The organism is Mesorhizobium sp. WSM4836, from assembly GCF_055811815.1.
The window spans coordinates 1-19344 of record NZ_JBVVQF010000021.1 but is presented as its reverse complement, the minus strand read 5'-3'; the positions used below and the strand labels follow the sequence as shown (position 1 = coordinate 19344).

General features: G+C 62.7%; 20 protein-coding genes. 13 read left to right on the top strand and 7 right to left on the bottom strand.

What is annotated here, in order from left to right:
• The first annotated feature begins 138 nt into the window (after positions 1 to 138).
• The 6 genes from AC0L2P_RS22785 to AC0L2P_RS22760 all read left to right on the top strand — a co-directional run bounded on the left by AC0L2P_RS22785 (position 139) and on the right by AC0L2P_RS22760 (position 5838).
• Positions 139 to 879 carry an ATP-binding cassette domain-containing protein gene (locus AC0L2P_RS22785; protein ID WP_473504229.1) on the top strand — a complete coding sequence of 247 codons (741 nt, stop codon included), beginning with the start codon at positions 139 to 141 and terminating at the stop codon, positions 877 to 879.
• Positions 880 to 934: 55 nt separating this feature from the next.
• Entirely contained in the window at positions 935 to 1996 is a 1062-nt protein-coding gene (locus AC0L2P_RS22780) for an ABC transporter permease (protein ID WP_473504227.1), read from the top strand.
• A 51-nt stretch (positions 1997 to 2047) separates the two neighbouring features.
• Entirely contained in the window at positions 2048 to 3052 is a 1005-nt protein-coding gene (locus AC0L2P_RS22775) for a sugar-binding protein (protein ID WP_473504225.1), read from the top strand.
• 46 nt (positions 3053 to 3098) lie between these two features.
• On the top strand, positions 3099 to 3848 hold the full coding sequence (locus AC0L2P_RS22770; protein WP_473504224.1) for a glucose 1-dehydrogenase: 750 nt from the start codon (positions 3099 to 3101) through the stop codon (positions 3846 to 3848).
• Positions 3849 to 4031: 183 nt separating this feature from the next.
• Positions 4032 to 4943, top strand: a complete 912-nt coding sequence (locus tag AC0L2P_RS22765) for a DUF930 domain-containing protein (protein WP_473504222.1) — start codon at positions 4032 to 4034, stop codon at positions 4941 to 4943.
• A gap of 94 nt (positions 4944 to 5037) precedes the next feature.
• A complete protein-coding gene (locus tag AC0L2P_RS22760) occupies positions 5038 to 5838 on the top strand; it encodes a class I SAM-dependent methyltransferase (RefSeq protein WP_473504220.1) in 801 nt (266 codons plus the stop codon).
• A gap of 12 nt (positions 5839 to 5850) precedes the next feature.
• On the opposite strand, the gene AC0L2P_RS22755 is transcribed toward AC0L2P_RS22760, so the two are convergent.
• From AC0L2P_RS22755 to AC0L2P_RS22740, 4 genes are all read right to left on the bottom strand, one after another.
• Positions 5851 to 6426 (bottom strand): dihydrofolate reductase family protein, encoded by a 576-nt coding sequence (locus tag AC0L2P_RS22755; protein WP_473504218.1) that lies wholly within the window; start codon positions 6424 to 6426, stop codon positions 5851 to 5853.
• A 101-nt stretch (positions 6427 to 6527) separates the two neighbouring features.
• The gene (locus AC0L2P_RS22750) at positions 6528 to 7061 is read right to left on the bottom strand and encodes an SRPBCC family protein (RefSeq protein WP_473504216.1); all 534 of its coding nucleotides are present in this window, start codon (positions 7059 to 7061) and stop codon (positions 6528 to 6530) included.
• Positions 7058 to 7447, bottom strand: a complete 390-nt coding sequence (locus AC0L2P_RS22745; protein WP_473504214.1) for an ArsR/SmtB family transcription factor — start codon at positions 7445 to 7447, stop codon at positions 7058 to 7060. Before AC0L2P_RS22745 ends, AC0L2P_RS22750 begins: the two co-directional genes overlap by 4 nt.
• Before the next feature lie 145 nt (positions 7448 to 7592).
• Positions 7593 to 8228: an ankyrin repeat domain-containing protein gene (locus AC0L2P_RS22740; protein ID WP_473504212.1), complete on the bottom strand. Its 636-nt coding sequence runs from the start codon at positions 8226 to 8228 to the stop codon at positions 7593 to 7595.
• A 229-nt stretch (positions 8229 to 8457) separates the two neighbouring features.
• Here AC0L2P_RS22740 and AC0L2P_RS22735 point away from each other — a divergent pair, with 229 nt between their 5' ends.
• The gene (locus tag AC0L2P_RS22735; protein WP_473504210.1) at positions 8458 to 9312 is read left to right on the top strand and encodes an aldo/keto reductase; all 855 of its coding nucleotides are present in this window, start codon (positions 8458 to 8460) and stop codon (positions 9310 to 9312) included.
• Between the two features lie 112 nt (positions 9313 to 9424).
• Here AC0L2P_RS22735 and AC0L2P_RS22730 read toward each other — a convergent pair whose 3' ends face one another.
• Both AC0L2P_RS22730 and AC0L2P_RS22725 read right to left on the bottom strand, forming a co-directional pair.
• A complete protein-coding gene (locus AC0L2P_RS22730) occupies positions 9425 to 11551 on the bottom strand; it encodes an alpha/beta fold hydrolase (RefSeq protein WP_473504208.1) in 2127 nt (708 codons plus the stop codon).
• A gap of 468 nt (positions 11552 to 12019) precedes the next feature.
• Positions 12020 to 12325 carry a hypothetical protein gene (locus AC0L2P_RS22725; RefSeq protein WP_023677305.1) on the bottom strand — a complete coding sequence of 102 codons (306 nt, stop codon included), beginning with the start codon at positions 12323 to 12325 and terminating at the stop codon, positions 12020 to 12022.
• Positions 12326 to 12580: 255 nt separating this feature from the next.
• Here AC0L2P_RS22725 and AC0L2P_RS22720 point away from each other — a divergent pair, with 255 nt between their 5' ends.
• Complete coding sequence (locus AC0L2P_RS22720) at positions 12581 to 13873, top strand: Nramp family divalent metal transporter (protein ID WP_473504206.1); 1293 nt, start codon at positions 12581 to 12583, stop codon at positions 13871 to 13873.
• Between the two features lie 33 nt (positions 13874 to 13906).
• On the opposite strand, the gene AC0L2P_RS22715 is transcribed toward AC0L2P_RS22720, so the two are convergent.
• Positions 13907 to 14116, bottom strand: coding sequence for a hypothetical protein (locus tag AC0L2P_RS22715; protein ID WP_473504204.1), 210 nt, complete (start codon positions 14114 to 14116; stop codon positions 13907 to 13909).
• Positions 14117 to 14450: 334 nt separating this feature from the next.
• Here AC0L2P_RS22715 and msuE point away from each other — a divergent pair, with 334 nt between their 5' ends.
• Genes msuE through AC0L2P_RS22690 form a run of 5 tightly spaced genes read left to right on the top strand, consistent with a single transcriptional unit; the run spans position 14451 to position 19174 of the window.
• Complete coding sequence (gene msuE, locus AC0L2P_RS22710) at positions 14451 to 15008, top strand: FMN reductase (protein WP_473504202.1); 558 nt, start codon at positions 14451 to 14453, stop codon at positions 15006 to 15008.
• A 51-nt stretch (positions 15009 to 15059) separates the two neighbouring features.
• Positions 15060 to 16424 (top strand): LLM class flavin-dependent oxidoreductase, encoded by a 1365-nt coding sequence (locus tag AC0L2P_RS22705; protein WP_473504201.1) that lies wholly within the window; start codon positions 15060 to 15062, stop codon positions 16422 to 16424.
• Between the two features lie 40 nt (positions 16425 to 16464).
• Positions 16465 to 17313, top strand: coding sequence for an ABC transporter permease (locus tag AC0L2P_RS22700; RefSeq protein WP_473504198.1), 849 nt, complete (start codon positions 16465 to 16467; stop codon positions 17311 to 17313).
• A 58-nt stretch (positions 17314 to 17371) separates the two neighbouring features.
• On the top strand, positions 17372 to 18370 hold the full coding sequence (locus tag AC0L2P_RS22695) for an ABC transporter substrate-binding protein (protein ID WP_473504196.1): 999 nt from the start codon (positions 17372 to 17374) through the stop codon (positions 18368 to 18370).
• A gap of 42 nt (positions 18371 to 18412) precedes the next feature.
• Positions 18413 to 19174 (top strand): ABC transporter ATP-binding protein, encoded by a 762-nt coding sequence (locus AC0L2P_RS22690; protein WP_473504194.1) that lies wholly within the window; start codon positions 18413 to 18415, stop codon positions 19172 to 19174.
• The last annotated feature ends 170 nt before the right edge of the window (positions 19175 to 19344 follow it).

The window sequence follows — 19344 nt, the reverse complement described above, 5'->3', positions numbered from 1 at the left end:
GGGTCGCGGCCTCAGACGAGGCGCGTTACTGCCGGGGAGGCCTGACCTAATAAATGATTGTGTTGAATACGTTTCGCTGGTTAGCTGCTGTGCATAGACCAGGGACAAGACCGATAATGTTGTCCCGGGAGGACCGCGATGCCGGTGCTTGAGGTTCGCCACGTTTCCAAGAACTTCGGGGCTATCCAGGCCCTGACCGACGTCACCTTCCAGGTGGAGCGAGGCGAAGTCGTTGGTCTGATGGGGGACAACGGCGCCGGCAAGTCGACCATAGTCAAGACCGTGGCCGGGAATTTTCCTCCGAGCGACGGCGAAATTGCAGTCGACGGCGAGGTGTGCCACTTCCACCAGCCCGTGCAGGCCCGCGCCAAGGGGATCGAAGTTGTTTACCAAGACCTAGCGCTCGCCGATAATTTGACGGCCGCGCAGAACGTTTTTCTGGGCCGCGAGATAAAGAAAGGCTTTTGGCCGATCAGGATTCTTGACAAGCAGGCGATGATCGATCGCTCGGCAGCGCTGTTCAAGGAGCTCAAATCGGAAACCCGGCCGCGCGACCTCGTCAGGAAGATGTCGGGTGGGCAGCGCCAGGCGGTCGCCATCGCGCGGACCCGGCTTTCAAATGCCAAGCTGGTGCTGATGGACGAACCGACGGCCGCCATCTCCGTGCGCCAGGTGGCGGAGGTACTCGAACTGATCCGACGCCTCAAAGCGCAAGGCGTCGGCGTCATGCTGATCAGTCACCGAATGCCTGACGTGTTCGCCGTGGCAGATCGCATTATCGTCCTCAGGCGGGGCTCGAAAGTTGCCGACAAGCCAGCCGACAAAACATCGCCCGAGGAAATCACTGGACTGATAACGGGGGCCATCCGTGGCGAATAGTGTTCAGGGGTCAGTTGGCGTTCAGGGCCCAGTCGAAGAGCATAGCCGGCCGGCCATGTCGGACTTCGTCCCGACCAAGGAAAAAACAGTTCTCCAACGTGTGATTTCAAGTCAGCCCTTCTGGGTGACGATCGCGCTCATCGCGCTCGTCATGTTGATGACTGCGATGGAGCCGAGCTTCGGCACCTCTGAAAACGTCGCCAATGTGACGCGCAATTTCGCACCTTTCGGTATCATGGCGCTCGGCATGACGATCGTCATCATCACCGGCGGCATCGATCTGTCGGTCGGCTCCGTCATGGGCCTTGTGGTCATCGTCGCCGGCCTGTTCCTAACCTGGCATTATCCCTGGTACGTCGCCTTCACCATGGGCCTTTTCTCCGGTCTGGCCTGCGGCGCGGTCAACGGATTCTTTGTCGCCTATATCGGGATGCCGTCCTTTGTGGTCACCCTCGGCATGCTGTCCGTCGCGCGTTCGCTTGCGGTCGTATTCTCGGCCAACCAGATGCTCTACCAGTTCGGGCCCGATGCTCCGATCGTGAAGGCGATCGGTCAGTGGAAATGGCCACGGCATGGTCCGGACAACTGGGCACCGCATTGGATACCAGAACTGTCGTCGCAATTCTGGACTATGGTGATCCTGGCCCTGATTGTCGGCTTCGTGTTCAACTTCACAGCCTGGGCCCGACATCTCTTCGCCATCGGCGGCAATGAGGAGGCGGCACGGCTCACCGGCGTTCCGGTCAACTGGATTAAATTCCAGGCCTATGTCTTCTCGGCTTTCACCGCCGCGCTCGCCTCGCTCCTGCTCCTCGGCTATAACGGCTCGGCCATCAACGCCATGGGCCAAGGCTATGAGCTGCGCGTTATCGCTGCGACAGTCATTGGCGGCGCCAGCCTCATGGGCGGCGCCGGCACGGCCTTCGGTGCGATCATCGGTTCGGCCTTCCTCGAGGTGATCAGGAACGCGCTGCTGATGGCCGGCATCGATTCAAACTGGCAGGGTGCCTTCGTCGGCGCCTTCATCGTTCTTGCGGTTCTCTTGGGCATGCAAACCGGCGGCAGATCGATTCTCGCCGCGTCGCTGGCAGTCTTGATGCCCAAAAAACGCCGCTAGAAACCCGCTGGCGGGAGGCTTGCGGGATCACACCAAGGAGGAGAACGTCACATGAAAAAACACCTGCTAACGGCCGCCCTCGCGCTTGGCGTAATGGTGCTGGCCGTTTCCGGCGCCCAGGCGAAATACACCTTCGCCCTCGTGCCGAAGAACATGAACAATCCTTTCTTCGATCAGGCACGCGACGGCTGCAAGAAAGCCGAGGCCGAATCGAATGGCGCCGTGGAGTGCATGTATATCGGCCCCGGCGAACATGGCGGCGGCGACGAGCAGGTACAGATCGTGCAGGATCTCGTGGCCAAGAAGGTGGACGGCATCGCCGTGTCGCCATCGAACGCCGCGGCGATGGCGGTTGCGCTGCAGGCCGCCAAGGATGCCGGCATCCCGGTCCTCACCTGGGACTCCGATCTCCTGCCCGAAAACAAGGATCTGCGCGTTGCCTATATCGGCACGCACAATTACGAGATCGGCGTGAACCTTGCCAAGCTTGTCATGCAGATCAAGCCAAAAGGCGGCACGATCTGCATCCAGTCGGGCGGCGCCGCGGCGGCCAACCACAATGAGCGCATGCAAGGCATTCGCGATACGCTTTCGGGCACCAAATCGGCAGCCTCGCCCGGGGATCGGGTGACCGGCCAGAACGGCTGGACCGAAATCGAAGGCTGCCCGCTCTACACCAACGATGATTTCCCGCTTTCGGTGCAACAGTTCGAGGATATCATGGCGAAAAACCCGAACCTCGACGCATTCGTCCCAACCGGCGGCTTCCCGCAGTTCATCCCCGATGCCAATCGCGCCGCCGTCGCACCGTACAAGGACAAGATCGCCTCGAAGGCTCTGGCCCTTGTCGTTGCCGACACGCTTCCGGTACAGATCGACCAGATGAAGGAAGGTTTCTCCCTTGGCCAGGTCGGCCAGCGGCCGTTCGAGATGGGCTACAAGACGATGATGGCGCTGAAGGACATGAAGGACGGCAAGGCTCCGCCGGCCGACCCCACCTACACGGGCCTCGATGTCTGCACTCCGGAGACAGCCGACACCTGCGTCGCCAAGTAGTGCTTTTGGGCGGGAGGAACTCCCGCCCTTTTCATAGGGGATCTCGATGCCGGAATTGTTCTCGCTCAAGGGCCGTGTCGCATTGGTCACGGGTGCCTCGCGTGGTCTTGGTTTTGCCATGGCCAAGGCACTTGCGGAAAACGGCGCGACGGTGATCGTCAATGCCCGCGACATGGCCGCCCTTTCCGCGGCCGCCGAACGGATCGGTGCAGAAGCCCTGCCGTTCGATGTCACCGACGCGGCGATCTCAAGGGCGTCGCTCGAAGGGATCGTCGAACGCCATGGCCGCCTCGACATTCTGGTCAACAACGCCGGCATCCAGCATCGGAAACCGCTGGTTGAATGGCAGGACGAGGATTTCGACCATGTGGTTGCCGTCAATCTGTCGGCTTGCTTCCGCATGATGCGCGACGCGGTGCGCCTGATGCTGCCAAACAAGTTCGGGCGCGTAATAAACACCGGATCGGTCGCAGCGATCCTTGGCCGTCCCACCATTCACGCCTATGTGGCGGCAAAGGCAGGGCTGCACGGGCTCACACGCTCCACCGCCGCTGAGCTGGGCCGTCACGGCATCACCGTCAACGCCATCGCCCCGGGCTATTTCGCCACCGAGCTCAATACCGCACTTATGAACGACGAGGCCTTCACCAAATGGGTCGAGGCACGAACCCCCGCGGGCCGCTGGGCCCAGCCTGAGGAGCTCGGCGGAGCCGTGGTGTTTCTCGCCTCCGACGCTGCCGCTTACGTCAACGGGCACGTGCTGGCGGTCGACGGCGGGCTATCGGTTTCCCTGTGATTTCAACCGGCGACACCGTGCCGGCAGGGCGTGCCTGCTAGCCGCCTGAAATGACGACTTGCTGCATGCGCTGCTGGCCCGGTCCCCTGCGCGGACGCCCGCGCCAGACGATTGGATGACGCGCCGTATTGCAGCCGCCGACTTTCGATTCGCGACGGGTTATTTCGACGTCGGGCGGCATCGATGCTTGATGCCGCCAATATTTCATTCCACACACCGGTCACGATGAAGGACGATATACGGGATCAGCGCCGGGTATTCGGGTGGGCCTTGCCCACCTCGATTGCCCTGCATCTGCTCATCGTCGCGCTTTTGTTGTTCGGACTGCCGGCAACGCTCTCGCGGCCAGGGAAGGAGCAGGCCATCGCGGTGGATATCGTGCCGCCGCCTAAGCCGCCGGAAAAAACCAAACCTCCGCCTTCCGCTGAACCGCCCAAGCCGGAAAAGCCGCAGCAAACAAAGGTCGAGACGCCGGCGAGCCGTGAGGCCGCCGCGCAGAGACCTGTCTTCCAATTCGGTGACAAGGACGCCGGTCCCCGGAAGTCTCTGGATGGCAACAGCGCGGAAGATGGTTCGGAACAACCGCCGGCGCCGCAAGATCCAGATAAGCAGGAGCTTGCGCAGCCAACTGCCGTGACAGCGGCCGAGGGGAAGGATCAGGCTGCGCAGCCGGCCGCGACCCAGCCACCGAAGCCAAACTCGACCGGTGTCGCCAAAGCGCAAAGGCCCTTGAAGCTTCAAGAAGCGAAGAGATTGTTCTCGAAAACAGCAACCGGTGATCCGGTAGCGACAACAGCCATGAGAAATGTGCCGCGTGCCGTGCGGATCGGCCAGCTCTGCAACACGGAGCTTGCACAGCAATTGGTGCACGCGTCGCCTCCCTATTTCCCAGACAGCTTGCTTGAGTATCGGCTGAAGGCCGGCACGGTCATGAACGTCGCCAGTGCGCCGTTCCCTGCAAACGGGAAGTGGTACGATCTGAGCTTTCGTTGCGAGGTCGATCCGGATGCGACGAAGGTCGTGGCGTTCGCCTTCCGTGTCGGAAATCCGGTGCCACGTAGCGAGTTGAAACGCCGCGGGCTCCCGGCCGAATAGCTAGCCAAGGCTGATCGCCGCCGCCCCAAGGTGGATGCCGGCCCGTCTTGGCAATCGCTGTGTCGAGGTTTAACTTACGTCAAGGGAGGGTTCGATGACTTCAAGTTTCAACGTTCACCATGCTGCCGGCTATGAACAGCTCATGGGCCGCTGGAGCCAAAAGCTCGCGCCCCTGTTCATCGATTTCGGGGGTCTCAAGGACGGCGAAAAGGTCCTCGACGTCGGTTGCGGCACCGGCAGCCTGACGTTCGCGCTGGTCAAGGCGGCAGATCTCAGCGAGGTCGCGGCGATCGACTTTTCAGCCGTTTTCGTCGAGGAGGCAATCCGCCGCAATACCGATCCGCGGATAAAAATTCAGCAGGCGGATGCCTGCGCCCTACCCTTTGAGGAGGGTGCGTTCGACCGCGCCCTGGCGCTGCTCGTGCTCCATTTCGTGCCCGAAGCCGGCAAGGCAGTCGCCGAGATGCGCCGTGTCGTGCGGCCGGGCGGCGTGGTCGCGGCGACGGTATGGGACCATCTCGGCGGCATGCCGGGGATGCGCATGATGGTCGACACGGTGGCGGTGCTCAGCGAAGGCGGACGCCAGCTGCGCGCCCGTTATTGCACGCAGCCGATGATGCAGCCGGGTGAAATGAAACGGACCTTTGTCGAGCAGGGTCTCCGCGAAGTTACGGAGACCGAGCTGATGATCCGCATGGACTATGAAAGCTTCGACGATTACTGGGCGCCGATTGCCGCCGGCGAAGGGCCGCTCGGCAAGTATGTGGCCACGCTCGACCCGGAAGAGCGGGCGCGCACCGACGCCGCCATGCGCGACGCCTACGAGGCCGGCCGGCCCGACGGCCCGAGGTCCTTTGCCAATGTCGCCTGGGCCTGCCGCGGTACCGTCGCCTGACGTCGGCGCTAATTAGCCGATCCCGTAGACCAGCCCGACGCGGCCGTCCGACAGCTGTTCGACCTTGCGCAGTTCGAGCCCACGACGATTCTTCGCCGTCCCAAACAGCGCCTTTCCTTCACCGGCGAGCAGGGGATAGACGATCAGCCTGAGTTCATCGACCAGCCCGGCATCAATAAGGCTCGCGGTAATTCGGGCGCCGCCCATAAGGTAAATGTCCTTGCCGGGCTGCTGCTTGAGGGCAGCGATGTCCTCGAAATTCCGCAAGAAGCGCGTCTTTGGCCAGGCCGCCGAAGTCATTGTGTTCGACAGCACATAATGCGGGGTCTGCGCGGCGAAGCGGGCCCATTCGAGCTCGGCCGGCTTCGGTAACTTGCCGGTCATCGGCAGCGGCTTGTCGGGCTCGTTCTGGATGGCGCTCCAGTAGCGCTCGTAGCCGGCGTACATGACGCTGCCAAGCAGGCAGGCGTCGATTTGCGGCGTCAGGCCGTATTCGTCAGACCACGCGTCGACCCAATCGGCATAACCCTCGGGCCCCTGCATCTTGCCGTCGACGGAAATTTTCATTCCAGTGATCAATTTACGCATGACTTCCTCCATCAGGCTTGCGGGACGCAAGCACGTTTGATCGGTTCATCGTTGCTTCGTGTGGCTGGCGGCGACCTCAGGGATGGCCGCCGCGAGTTACATCAGGCCGGCAGGCGGCGGTCGTATTCTTCCCGCAGGCGGCTCCAGCCGTCCCAGAATGAGGTCGGTGTCTCACCCGCCAGGCGGGCGGCCAGCAGGTCGAGGTGCATGTGCCAGCCGGCGGTGATGTTGAGCTGGATTGCACGTTCCGGCAGCCGGCGATGGACGACGGTGAGCAGCACATCGCTACCCTTCGCCTCCAGCAAGAAGGAGACGCCGCCGGTATTTCCCCAGGTGATGGAAAGCTTGCGCGGCGGATCGAGTTCGGTGATCCGGCCCTCCATCCGATGCTCTTCGGGAAAGCCCGCGGTGCGCTGGCCAGGCGGGTCGGTCAGCTCGTCGTTACGCCAGACGAACTTGAACGAGCTGCCCGCCTTCATTTCCATCTGGCCCGCTGCCATCCATTGCCGGCGCAGGTCACTCTCGGTGAGATAGGCCCAGACGCGCTCGATGGTGCCGGGCAAAAGGCGCTGGATGGTGAACGTGGCGGGCTCGCTCAGCGCGCCATAGGCGTCGATGGTTCTCATCTGGTTCATTGCTGGTCTCCTTCTTCAGAGTTGGGCGATTTCCTGGGCTCTTCCTGGGCTTTGCGTGCGTCCTCCTCGCGAAGGAGGCGTTCGAGAACATCGAGACGCCCGGTCCAGAAGCGCTCATAAAAGCTGAGCCACTGATGGGCGCTGGCCAGCGGTCCGGGGTCCAGACGACACAGATGCGTGCGGCCCCTCACCTCTCGACGAATAAGCCCTGCATTCTCCAGCGCCTTGATGTGCTTGGAGGCGGCCGCGAGCGACATCGCGAAGGGTTCCGCGAGTTGGCTTACCGTTTTCTCGCCATCGGCGAGATCGCGAAGCATGTGCCGGCGGGTGGCGTCGCCAAGGGCGTGAAAGACCGCGTCTATCTGAGGTATCTGTAATTCAACCATGTAGTTGAATATAGGCGCGCAGCTTCGGATATTCAACCGTTTGGTTGAATAATTTATGGAAAGTGCCGCGGGGCCGTTTGCGCCATCGAGCGTGTCGACGTGACAGGAGATACGGACGCGCCCGCGACAAGTAGGGACGAGGCCCCTATTTGCCGTCGAAGAAACTGTGGATCGCGGTTTCCAGCTTTTCGATAAGCTGAGGGTTGTGGCAGCTGCCAGCCCAGATCAGGGCGTTTAGCCTCATCTCTTTGTTGATAAAGCTCACTTTCCCAGAATCCAGCAGGTATTCCGCGATCTCGTAGTGCCGCCCCTTGATAGCCTCGATGAGCGCGTTGTTTCTCCCCGTCTTATCGGTCAGATTTACTTCCGCGCCATTCTCCACGAGCAACTTGACGACTTCGAGATGCCCGTTCTTCGCCGCCTCGATAAGAGCCGTTCTGCCGTAGTAGTCAGCTCGCGCGTTGATCTTTATCTGGGGGTGTCTCACTAGGACTGAGATACACGCGTAATGTCCCTTGGCCGACGCAAGGCTCAAGGGTGTGCTCTTCCACTTGTTTCTGGAATTCACGTCGATTTCCGGGTCTTCGATCAGCGCCTCCACCACGGCTGTGCGGTCATTGAGGGCTGAAAGGTGAAGTGCAGACCAGCCGCCGTCGTCCGACTGATTGATATCGGCGCCAGCCGCCAATTCCGATCGAACCGCCTCCGCATCGCCTTCTTCTGCCGCGACCAGCAGGGGCGACCAGTCTCTTGCCCCTTCGGCTTCCAAGCTGTTGGTCAACGCAGTCGCCTCCTCGGATAGTCCACAGAATACCACAGAATCCGCAACAGTGGGGCCGTCCTGTGTAGAGTTCACTGGAGTCCGTGGGTCACAGAGAGCTGTCGGCCCGAAGCGGAGGATCAGCGCTTCACGTCCGTCTCCTCACATTCTCCTGATATCGACTGGCTTTCGCGGCCATCCAGACTAGATAGAGCGTGCGCCGGGCGGAACGATGCAGAAGGACCTGAACATGCCTGAACAGATTACCCTGAATCGACCTGAACAAATCAGATTGAACGACGGCTCCGCCATTCCGCAAATCGGCCTCGGCGTGTGGCAGGTCGATCCAGCCATCACCGCCAAGGTGGTGCGCTGGGGAATCGAGGCCGGCTACAGACTGATCGACACCGCCGAAGGCTATCAGAACGAGGAAGGTGTCGGGCAGGCGATCCGCTCGGCCGGCGTGCCGAGAAACGAGTTGTTCATCACCTCGAAACTGCGCAACGGCGCGCATCAGCGCGACGCCGCCTTGCGCGCCTTCGACGAGACGATGAGCAAGCTCGGCATCGAGCAGATCGACCTGTTCCTGATCCATTGGCCGGTGCCCAGCCAGGACAGATATGTCGAGGCCTGGAATGCGCTGATCGAACTCAGGCAATCAGGCCGGATCAAGTCGATCGGCGTTTCGAATTTCAACGAGGACCATCTCGAACGGATCATCGGCGATACCGGCGTCACGCCGACCGTCAACCAGATCGAGCTCCACCCCCGCTTCCAGCAGCGTGACAAACGTGAATTCCATGACAGGCACAATATCCGCATCGAGAGCTGGAGCCCGTTGGGCAGCGGCCGGCTGTTGAGCGATCCGACGCTTGAAAGCATCGCCAGGAAACACGGCAAGTCGGTGGCGCAGACGATCGTCAGGTGGCACCTTCAGGAAGGGCTGATCGTCATTCCGAAGTCGATCCACCAGGACAGGATCGCCGCCAATTTCGATGTCTTCGATTTCGAGTTGGAAGCGAAGGACCTCGAGCTTATCCGGGGCATGGATTCGCCCGACGGCCGCACCGGCCCGAACCCCGCTACCGCCGCATTCCTGTTCTGAGGGCCGACAGTGAAGCTGCCGATCTCCCCCAAGCCGGACCAAGCGGGGGAGATGTCCGGCAGGACAGAGGGGGCGCTATCCCGCCGGCCTATGGAACTCTCCCGCTCATATTTCAACCCAGCGGGACCTCAGGCAGCCGGTCACTGACGGAAAAAAGCTGCAGGCTGCCGGGAAGACCTGCAAGCTCCATCTCGCCATGCTCTTCAAAGGCCAGGCCGGAACCGGCCACGAGATCACGAACCGTGCGCGACGCGATGATCTCGCCCGATCCGGCATCGTCGAGCAGATGCGATGCCAGCTGAATTGCAACACCGGTAAAGTCGTCTCCGCGCCTTTCGCATTCGCCAATATGAACTGCCGCGCGAACCTGAAGGTCTAACCTCTTCATTCGACGACGGACCGCGACCGCACATTGGATCGCCCGCGTTGGTCGCAGAAATACCGCGAGAAACCCGTTTCCGGTGCGGCTGATTTCCCGACCGTTAGCAAGATGCAATTCGTTGCGTATCTCGTCGTCGTGTCGCTGCATCAGATCGCGCCGCGCCCGGTCGCCAGCGTTGACGGGAGCCGGCGGCAGCCCGACGATTTCCATGTGCAGCACCGTCACAAGCACGCGCTCGCTCGACGTTGTCGGCAGCGAGCCGGTGACAAAAGCCTGGATCTCGTCGACCAGACGATCGGAATTCTCCCCCCAGATTACGTGATCACGGCCGGCAAGCTCAATGTATCTGGCGCCTTCGATACGCGTTGCCAGGTAGCGCCCCTCTTCCGGCTTTACCCAGCGGTCGCCCGCCGTCTGCACGATCAGTGTCGGAACGTGAACGGTTGGGAGAAGGGCGCGAACATCGATTTCAGTGCCCCAGCGCCAGAGCGCGACCGCGTCGGCAGGCGAGGCTGAATTCCTAAGATACGCGGCGAACCATTCTCTCTCGAAACTGTCATTCATCAGGCTGGGCGCGGCGTTGCTCATGTCGGCCGGCTCCCCCCACTGCCTCTCGACGGCGGTCAGATCTTCTTCTACCTGCTCGCTTGTCCTTGCCCAGGGATAATCCTGCGACCATCGCCCGCTGGCATAGGTTCCGTTGAGCACGAGAGCCGCTGTTCGTTCGGGATAGGTCGCCGCGAAAAGCATGCACATAGGCCCGCCTTCGGAGCTGCCGAACAGAACCGTTCGCTTCGATCCGACCGCATCCAACACCGCCCGCATGTCTTCCATCCGCTCTTCCAGCGTTGGCAAACCGACATTGCGATCGGACAGGCCGGTCCCTCGCTTGTCCATACGGATCAGGCGGGCAAAGGAACCGAGACGCCGGAGCACATGCGCCAGCCGCGGCGATGACCAGGCAAGGTCAAGGTTGGAGACCCACCCAGGCACATAAATCAGGTCGACCGGCCCGTCGCCGGTTACCTGATAAGCGATGTTGATTCCGGCCGATTTGACATAGTGGGTCGTGGGGCGCATCGGCTCGGCCCGTGACGTCGGCCGCTCACCGGTTCCGGCTGCCGATGTTGGCCGTGTCTGGGAAGGCGACATCGAGGCGGCTATCCGGGTGGCGGCTTGCGGCGTCATGCGGCGCGTCCGCAGGTCATCATAGAGTTGCCGGGTCTCCGGCTCGGGCTGCAAGCGGAGCTGCAGTTGCAGCACATCACGGCAGTGCTCATACTGTTTCAGCGCGAAGTTAAAGCGGCCCTGGGCGGCATAGGTCCGCATCAGGGCTCGGTGGATATCCTCCCGTAAGGGCTCCAAAGCCAGCAGGCGCACCGCGGCCCGCAGGCATGATGAAAGATCATTCGTTGCCGAATAGTGCGCAACGAGCTTCTCCAGCACGATGGTTGCGATTGCCCTCAATCGCTCGCGCTCCACTCGGAGCCAATCTTCGAACTGCTCTTCCTTCAGGCCGAACCCGTCGAGGAGGTCGCCACGATAGACGACGAGCGCCTGCTCGAGTTGCTCCGGCTCGGAGCCGGCGGCCAGCGCCTCGAACCGCGCGACGTCGAAATCAACATCGTCGAGATTGAGCGTAACGCTGTCGCCGTCGCTCAAAAACCTTTCGCCATCGGATGCGCCCATTCCTTTCCTTATGGCGGAAAGGGCCTGTCGAAGGTTCATCCGGGCCTGGGTTTCGCTGTTGCCGCCCCACAAAAGCGCGGCGAGCTTCTCGCGCGATTGGGAGTGTCCGGATTGCAGGGCCAAATAAGCCAGCATGGCGCGCGCCTTGCGGCTGAAGACCGGGGCCACCGCTCCTCCGGCAAAGTCAAAGCCGCCTAACAGACAGAGATGAGGGTGCGCCATCGGATCCGCCACAGCCACAGCTTCTTTGCGATCCTTTCCTGTACTTGCCTCTATTTCAACCATCATTTCGCCCGACCTGGTGTTTTTCACGAATCCTTCACGCTGGCTCCACCGCGTTTCTCACGGCGCAGGGACGACAAGTGTCGGTAGACCAGTATCTCAGGAGGACGCCGTGCTACCCCCGACGGAATGGCCCATCTGGCATGATGATCACAGGCAGGACCAGCAGCCGCGCGGCGGATTACTGCGCCACGACATTGCGCTCGCGCACTATCTTGAGAACCAGCGGGCCTGCCGGGCGTCAATGATCCAGAGGTTCGATTTCCGGGCCGCCGCGGCCAGCTTGCGCGCACTTTTGGCGAATACGGGTAGCTGTGGACATCGGCTCTTGGAGGTCTTGGGCATTCGGCCCTTTCATATCCCCGAGCCATCCACCAGCGGCACATCTTCGCCCTCCCAGGGGCTAGGCATCGATCCCTTGCTCAGATTGGCCGACGGCAGCGGCATCCAGCACTTCAGTTCGGGTTCGGCATATTCGACGATGCGGCCTGGCGAAGAATCCGAAGCGCGCCAGCCTTCGCTGCCGAACTGATCGGCGCGGGCCCAGTAAGCCATGTCGACCTCGGCCGGCCCCTGTTCGGACGGCCGAACCGTGACAAGGATTCTGCTGCCGTCCCTTGGCGCGCTCGACATGTGGCGCCACTGACCGGGCTCGTCCATTGCATTTCCTCCTGTAGTCTTCACCCCGCCGGATAGTCGCTTCGCGTACAGAAGCGGTCAACCGGAACTTGCCCCCCAAGACAGCAAAACTGGGCCAAGGGCAACGCCCTGCTCCGCCGCACCAAGGAACAAGTCATGGCACGCCGGGTTTGGGCAAGTTGTTGAAGGAAGCAAAATGAGACCAGCGCCGCGACCGATCCTTATAATTGTTGCATGGCAGGCCGCGCCTTTCGTTCGCAACCCGGTCCGGTCGCAATGAGGCAGGCCGGTTCCGATCGTTCCATCCCACCGAAGGAGGGCAAAGGCGGCATAGGCCGAGCGCTCGGCCTCGGCCTGATAACCGGGGCGGCCGACGACGATTGTTCCGCGATAGGCACCTATGCCAGCGCCGGCGCCCGTTTCGGACCCGACCTGCTGTGGACGGCTCCGGTGACCTTGCCGATGATGTACGCGGTCGTCTATCTGTCGTCGAAGCTTGGTCAGGTATCCGGGCGCGGATTGTTCCATGTCATCAAGGACTTTTACCCGCGGTGGCTGCTCTGGGCCGTGCTGTTGGGTGTGCTCGTCGGCAACACCATCGAGGCAGCGGCGGATCTCGGTGGAATGGCGGCGGCGATCAACATATTCGTGCCGCTTCCCATCCCGCTGATCGTGCTGTTCGTCGCCGCCCTCATCTTCGCCCTCCAGGTCTTCGGCTCCTATACTTTGATCCGCAACATCTTTCGCTGGCTGGCGCTGGCGCTGCTCGCCTATGTCGGTGCCGCCATTCTGGCCAAGCCGGACGCTGCGGCGGTGCTGCGCGGAACATTGCTTCCCAGGATCGAATTCAACCGTGAGTTCCTGTCGATCCTGGTCGCCATCATCGGAACGACGCTGTCCGCCTATCTCTACACATGGCAATCCAATGAGGAGGTCGAGGAGGAGATTGCCCAGGGGCGAACGACGCTCAGGGAAAGGAAGGGCGCCACCGACAGTGAACTCCGTCGCTCTCGCCGGGACATCCTCATCGGCATGATGTTTTCAAATCTCATCATGTATTTCATCATCCTGTCGACGGGTGCTACGCTCTACAAGACGGGCCACCACGATATCGACACGGCTGCGCAGGCGGCTGAGGCGCTGCGGCCGCTCGCCGGCCAGGCCGCAAGCGTTCTGTTCGCCGCAGGCTTGATCGGCGTCGGTTTCCTAGCGGTTCCTGTCATGACCACCGGCGCTGCCTATGATGTGGCGCAAGCCATTGGCTGGAAGAACAGCCTGCACGCCCGGGCTCGAGAGGCGCCCAAATTTTATCTCGCCATCGGATTTTTTACGGCGATCGCCGCCGGCCTGAACTTTCTCGGCTTCAATCCGATGAAAGCGCTGGTCTGGTCCGGCATCGTTCAAGGCTTCTCGACACCGCCCTTGCTGCTGCTCATCATGCTGATGACGAACAGCCGCAGGATCATGGGCGATCAGGTGAACAGCCACAGCACCAACATACTCGGTTGGGCAACGACCGCCGCCATCTTCTCGGCGACGATCGGCCTGGTAGCAACCTGGTTCATGTGATCCGGCGGAAGCAAAGCGACGCCGCCGGTGGGATTACCCGTTCCCGCTTGCGGATTGTCCCAGCTTTGCCGGTCTTGGAAATTCCACGACGTCACCCGTGGGCCGCTTGAATTGCGCCGCGACAATTGCATCGATCAGGAGATCCAGAGCCGCACAAGCCGTGCGGCTCGTCTCGTCGTCGCCGCTCAAATAATGGCAGGCGCGTTCGAGATGGAGATGTGCGCCGGCAAAGTCGCTTGTCATCGGCTTCTCCCTGTTGCTCGCCGGCCGGCAAGATGACCGCCTCGATTTACCTAAAAGCAAATATCCACAGCCGGATTTGAATCAAATTGGCCTGACTCACCGCAGCCCGAGGGACAAGCTACTGGCATGCCGTTGCATCGCTGGTGGATGCGCTGCGCCGGTGCGGTACGCCGCATGGAATGAACCAACTACGGCCGGTGTTCCGCAAACCCAGTTCGCTCATCGCCCTGCTTTTGAAATTTTCTCGCTCTTTTAATCCTACAAACTCTCTAGACTTACATACATCGCTAGACCCAAGATGTTAGAAAATTGAGCACTTGAGAGGAAGCCAGGAATGTCGAAGAAGCTCGTTGTGGGGCTGTCGGGAAACTTGACCCGGCCATCGAAGACCAAGGCGTTCGTCAGCCACATTGTCGGGCAGGCCGCCGAAAGCATCGGCGCGGCCTCGGCCGTCTTCGACATCGAGGATCTCGGCGCGTCCCTGCCGCAGGCAAGGCGCCTCGGCGACCTCGATCCGGCGGCGCGCAACATCGTCGAGCGGCTGCTGGGCGCTGACATCCTGGTGGCCGGCTCGCCGACTTTCAAAGGCAGCTATACCGGGCTTTTCAAGCACTTCTTCGACCTGCTCGATCCGTCATCGCTGAGGGGCAAGCCCGTCATCCTCGCCGCGACCGGTGGCGGCGAGCGTCATTCGCTGATCGTCGAGCACCAGCTGCGGCCATTGTTCGGCTTCTTCGAGGCGCTGACCGTGCCGACCGCGATCTACGCCTCCGACAAGGATTTTGCCAATGGCGTGCTGGTGTCGGAAGCCATCCACGCCCGCGCCCGGCAGGCGGTCGCCGAGGCATGCCGGGCAACCGGGGAGCCCTATCGCGTCGGCCTTGCCGCCTGAACGCACCACTGAACCGAGATCCCTCCCCGATCAATCCAGGAGCACGCCGCGATGACCCGATCCACCAAATCCAGGCAAATCAAACTGGGCGCCTTCCTGCCCGGCGGCGGACAGCACATCGCCGCCTGGCGCCACCCAGAGGCGCCGGCCGACGGCGCCACCAATTTCGAGTTCCACAAGCAGCTTGCCCTGACCGCCGAGCGCGGTCTGTTCGATGCCTATTTCCTCGCCGACAATCTGACCGTCGGGCTCGGCGCCCGCGAAGGCGGCAACGCCAAGATCGCCGGCTTCGAGCCGGTGACGCTGTTTGCAGCGCTGGCGCCGCTTACTACACATCTCGGCTTCATCGCCACTGCCTCGACCACCTACGAGGAGCCCTACACGCTCGCCCGCAAATTCGCCTCGCTCGATCATCTGTCGAATGGCCGGGCCGGCTGGAACGTCGTCACCTCGGCCGGCGACGAAACCGCGCGCAATTTCAATCGCGAGACCCAGCCTGCCCACGCCGAGCGCTATGCCCGCGCGCATGAGCATGTCGAGACGGTCAAGGCGCTGTGGGACAGCTGGGAGGACGACGCCTTCATCCGCGACAAGAAATCGGGGCGCTTCTACGACAAGGACAAGCTCCACGACATCGACCACAAGGGCCCGCATTTCAGCGTCAAGGGTCCACTCAACGTGCCACGCCCCGTGCAGGGGCACCCGGTGGTGGTGCAGGCGGGGCAATCGGAAGACGGCCGCAAGCTCGCCGCCCACTCGGCGGAAGTCATCTTCACCGCCCATCAGAACCTGGCGTCGGCGCAGGAATTCTATCGCGATATCAAGGCGCGCGTGGCGGCTTTTGGCCGCGATCCCGAACAGGTGCTGATCATGCCGGGCGTAGCACCTTTCGTCGGGCGTACCGAAGAAGAAGCGCGCGCCAAATACCAGCAACTGAACGACCTCATCATGCCGGAGGACGGCGTCGCCCTGCTCAACGGGCTGGCCGGTCAGACGCTCGACATCAGAGGCTATCCGCTCGATGGACCGCTACCGCCGAGTAAGGAAACCGAAGGCATGAAGAGCCGCCAGGCGCTGATCCGCCAGATTGCCGACGAGCACAACTTCACCATCCGCCAGCTCTATCAATGGGTGGCGACGGCCCGCGGCCATTACACCGTCATCGGCAGCGCCACGCAGGTCGCCGACCAGCTGGAGGAGTGGTTCGGCAACGAAGCCGCCGACGGCTTCAACATCCTGCCGCCCTGGCTGCCCGGCGGGCTCGACGACTTCGTCGAGCTGGTGATCCCCGAACTGCAGCGCCGCGGCCTGTTCCGCACCGCCTATGAAGGCAGGACACTGCGCGAGAACCTCGGCCTCAGGCGGCCGGAAAACCCGTGGACCGCTGCCCGCTCGGCCGTGCTGGCCGCCGAATAATTCCGAGAAGCCCACTACCCTCGAAGCGAGAGGCAAGACGATGACCTTGCAGCACATCGAACAGGCCGCCAGCCTCGGCACGCGTGACAGCACAACAAGCCTCGGCACGGACTTCCTACGCCTCGGCGGCCGGGCAGGCATCCGCTTCCTGTCGCGCTACGGCGTCCTCATTGCTTTCCTCGCAATCTGGCAAGTGTCGAGCAGCGCAGGGTGGGTCAACACGGCCGTGCTGCCGCCGATCGATACGATTGTCGCGGCGCTTTGGAAGGGGCTGGCCGGCGGCACCTTGCTCGGCGACATCGCCATCAGCCTGCAGCGCGCCGGTCTCGCCTTCGCGGCCGCCGTGCTGGTCGCCATCCCGCTTGGCCTGTTCATGGGCCAGGTGCGGGCGGTCGAAACCGCTCTCGATCCCATCCTGCAGGTCTTCCGCCAGACCTCGGCGCTGGCGCTCTATCCGGTGTTCATCCTGTTGCTTGGGCTCGGCGAAGCCTCCAAGGTGTTCGTCATTTTCTGGGCGACGCTGTTCCCGCTGCTGCTCAACACCATCGGCGGCGTCAAGCAGGTCGATCCGAAACTGCTGGAGATGGCCCGCGTCTACGGTGCCCGGCAGCTCACCGTCTTCCGCCGCGTCGTGCTGCCCGGCGCCGTGCCCTCGATCTTCGTGGGACTGAGGCTCAGCGCCACCACGGCGCTGCTGCTTTTGATCGCCTCTGAAATGATCGGCGCCAACAAGGGCATCGGCTTTCAGGTGATGAACGCGCAGTACAACTTCCAGATCCCGCTGATGTTTGCGGCAATCGTCATCCTCGCCGGCCTCGGCCTGATCGCCAACCAGGCGCTGGTCAGCCTGCAGCGGCGGCTCTGCCGCTGGAGCAATGCCGTCGACTGACCACCCGCCTTTACCAATCTCAACCAGGCCAGAACTCGAATCAGGAAAGACCCGGATAATGAAAATCACCCGCCGTTCCCTGCTTGCCGGCGCGCCCTTCGCCGCCGGCCTCCTCGCCGCCGGCCTGCCGCGCTTCGCCTTTGCCGAAGCGGCACCCGTCAAGTTCCGCTCCCTCGCAAGCCGCGGCAGCATCTCTCCGCATGAACTGGCCGACGAGCTCGGCTATTTCAAAGGCCTCGGTATCGAGGTCGAGAATGTCGGCTATTCCGGTGGCGGCCCGGAATCGTTGTTTGCGCTTGCCTCCGGCAGCGTCGATATCGGCTCGGCCGCGACCGCCGCCGTGATCAATTCGATTTCCGGCGGCAACGACTTCGTCGCCGTCTATCCGAGCAACGGCATCAACAGCAAGGTGCGAAGCGTCTTCTACGTGCTCGACGACAGCCCGATCAAATCGATCGCCGACATTGCTGGCAAGACCATCGCCGTCAACACGCTCGGCGCCCATCTCGACTACACCGTGCGCGAGGCACTGCACAGCGTCGGCCTGTCGCCGGACGCCGCCAATCTCGTCGTCGTGCCCGGACCGCAGCTCGAGCAGACCTTGCGCTCCCGCCAGGTCGACGTCGCGGCGCTCGGCTACTGGCAGGCGACGTTTGCCGGTGCGCTGGTCGACAATGGCGGCGTGCGCGGCGTGTTCAACGATACCGACGTGCTCGGCGAGCTGGCCGGCGGCTTCGTCGTGCTCAGGCGCGACTTCATCGCGGCGCATCCCGACGCCGCCCGCAACTTCGTCGAACAGTCCGCCCGCGCCTCCGACTGGTCGCTGCAGAACCCCGATGACGCGCGCAAGGTGCTCGCGACAATCCTCGACAAGCGCGGCGAAAACGGCGAGCTGGCGCGTTATTGGACCGGCTTTGGGCTGCGCCAGGGGGCCAAGGCAACCGATCGCGACATCGATTTCTGGGTCAGTGTGCTCGAGCGCGACGGCCGCCTGCCGAAGGGTAAGCTGAAGGCAGCGGATATCCTCTACCGGCCGGGCGAAACCAAGACCAACTGACAAGGCGAACCGGCAAAGACAATCAGCTGGGAGACGAGCCCGATGAGCGGCACAAACGGCTGTGAGGTCAGCATACGCGACCTGTCCAAATCCTTCAGCATCGGCGGGCGTTCGCTTGCCGTGCTGAGAACGCTCAACCTCGACATCCGCTCGGGTGAATGCCTTGTCATCGTCGGCGCCAGCGGGTCGGGCAAGACCACGCTGCTGCGCATCCTGGCCGGGCTGGAGGCCGCCGACAGCGGCGGCGTCGCCATCGACGGCAAGCCGGTGCACGGCGTCGGCGCCGAGCGCGCGGTGATTTTCCAGGAACCGCGCCTGCTGCCCTGGCTGACGGTGCTCGGCAATGTCGCCTTCGGCCTCGAAGTGCGCGGCCTGCCGAAGGCCGAGGCCGAGGAACGGGCGCGCTTCTACATCGCGCTCGTCGGCCTCGCCGAGTTCAGCGATGCTTACCCAAGGCAGCTGTCGGGCGGCATGGCGCAGCGCGTCGGCATCGCCCGCGCGCTGACCGTGCAGCCTGAAATCCTGCTGCTCGACGAGCCGCTGGGCGCGCTCGATGCCATGACCAAGATCGGCATGCAGGAGGAACTGGCGCGCATCTGGAGCGAGGAGAACGTCACCATGGTGATGGTGACCCACGACCTCGAGGAAGCGATCTACCTCGCCGACAGGGTGCTGATCCTGCCCAAGGAGAAAGGCGGCGCGGCGCGGCTGATCGACATCGACCTGCCCCGCCCGCGCGAGCGCAGCGAAAGCCGTTTCGTACGCTACCGCGAAAAACTGCTGCGCGAGTTCGGCCTACACTGACAAGGACCACCCACGCGATCTTGGGTTCCTCGCCCCGCGAAGCGGGGAGAGGTGTGTCGGGGGAGCCGCGCCCGGGAGGGGGCGTGCGTTTGGGGGCCGGCCCCCCCCCGCGTTGGGGGGACCGGGTTACCCCCCCCCCCCGGTGGGTTACCGGGGGGGGGAGGGGCGCG

Coding starts and splice junctions, on each gene's coding strand:
- AC0L2P_RS22735 (WP_473504210.1), top strand. CDS start 8,458: ATGCCTGAACAGATTACCCTGAATCGACCTGAACAAATCAGATTGAAC.
- AC0L2P_RS22780 (WP_473504227.1), top strand. CDS start 935: ATGTCGGACTTCGTCCCGACCAAGGAAAAAACAGTTCTCCAACGTGTG.
- AC0L2P_RS22700 (WP_473504198.1), top strand. CDS start 16,465: ATGACCTTGCAGCACATCGAACAGGCCGCCAGCCTCGGCACGCGTGAC.
- AC0L2P_RS22775 (WP_473504225.1), top strand. CDS start 2,048: ATGAAAAAACACCTGCTAACGGCCGCCCTCGCGCTTGGCGTAATGGTG.
- AC0L2P_RS22760 (WP_473504220.1), top strand. CDS start 5,038: ATGACTTCAAGTTTCAACGTTCACCATGCTGCCGGCTATGAACAGCTC.
- AC0L2P_RS22695 (WP_473504196.1), top strand. CDS start 17,372: ATGAAAATCACCCGCCGTTCCCTGCTTGCCGGCGCGCCCTTCGCCGCC.
- AC0L2P_RS22750 (WP_473504216.1), bottom strand. CDS start 7,061: ATGAACCAGATGAGAACCATCGACGCCTATGGCGCGCTGAGCGAGCCC.
- AC0L2P_RS22715 (WP_473504204.1), bottom strand. CDS start 14,116: ATGACAAGCGACTTTGCCGGCGCACATCTCCATCTCGAACGCGCCTGC.
- AC0L2P_RS22690 (WP_473504194.1), top strand. CDS start 18,413: ATGAGCGGCACAAACGGCTGTGAGGTCAGCATACGCGACCTGTCCAAA.
- AC0L2P_RS22725 (WP_023677305.1), bottom strand. CDS start 12,325: ATGGACGAGCCCGGTCAGTGGCGCCACATGTCGAGCGCGCCAAGGGAC.
- AC0L2P_RS22770 (WP_473504224.1), top strand. CDS start 3,099: ATGCCGGAATTGTTCTCGCTCAAGGGCCGTGTCGCATTGGTCACGGGT.
- AC0L2P_RS22765 (WP_473504222.1), top strand. CDS start 4,032: ATGCTTGATGCCGCCAATATTTCATTCCACACACCGGTCACGATGAAG.
- AC0L2P_RS22720 (WP_473504206.1), top strand. CDS start 12,581: ATGAGGCAGGCCGGTTCCGATCGTTCCATCCCACCGAAGGAGGGCAAA.
- AC0L2P_RS22785 (WP_473504229.1), top strand. CDS start 139: ATGCCGGTGCTTGAGGTTCGCCACGTTTCCAAGAACTTCGGGGCTATC.
- msuE (WP_473504202.1), top strand. CDS start 14,451: ATGTCGAAGAAGCTCGTTGTGGGGCTGTCGGGAAACTTGACCCGGCCA.
- AC0L2P_RS22745 (WP_473504214.1), bottom strand. CDS start 7,447: ATGGTTGAATTACAGATACCTCAGATAGACGCGGTCTTTCACGCCCTT.
- AC0L2P_RS22755 (WP_473504218.1), bottom strand. CDS start 6,426: ATGCGTAAATTGATCACTGGAATGAAAATTTCCGTCGACGGCAAGATG.
- AC0L2P_RS22705 (WP_473504201.1), top strand. CDS start 15,060: ATGACCCGATCCACCAAATCCAGGCAAATCAAACTGGGCGCCTTCCTG.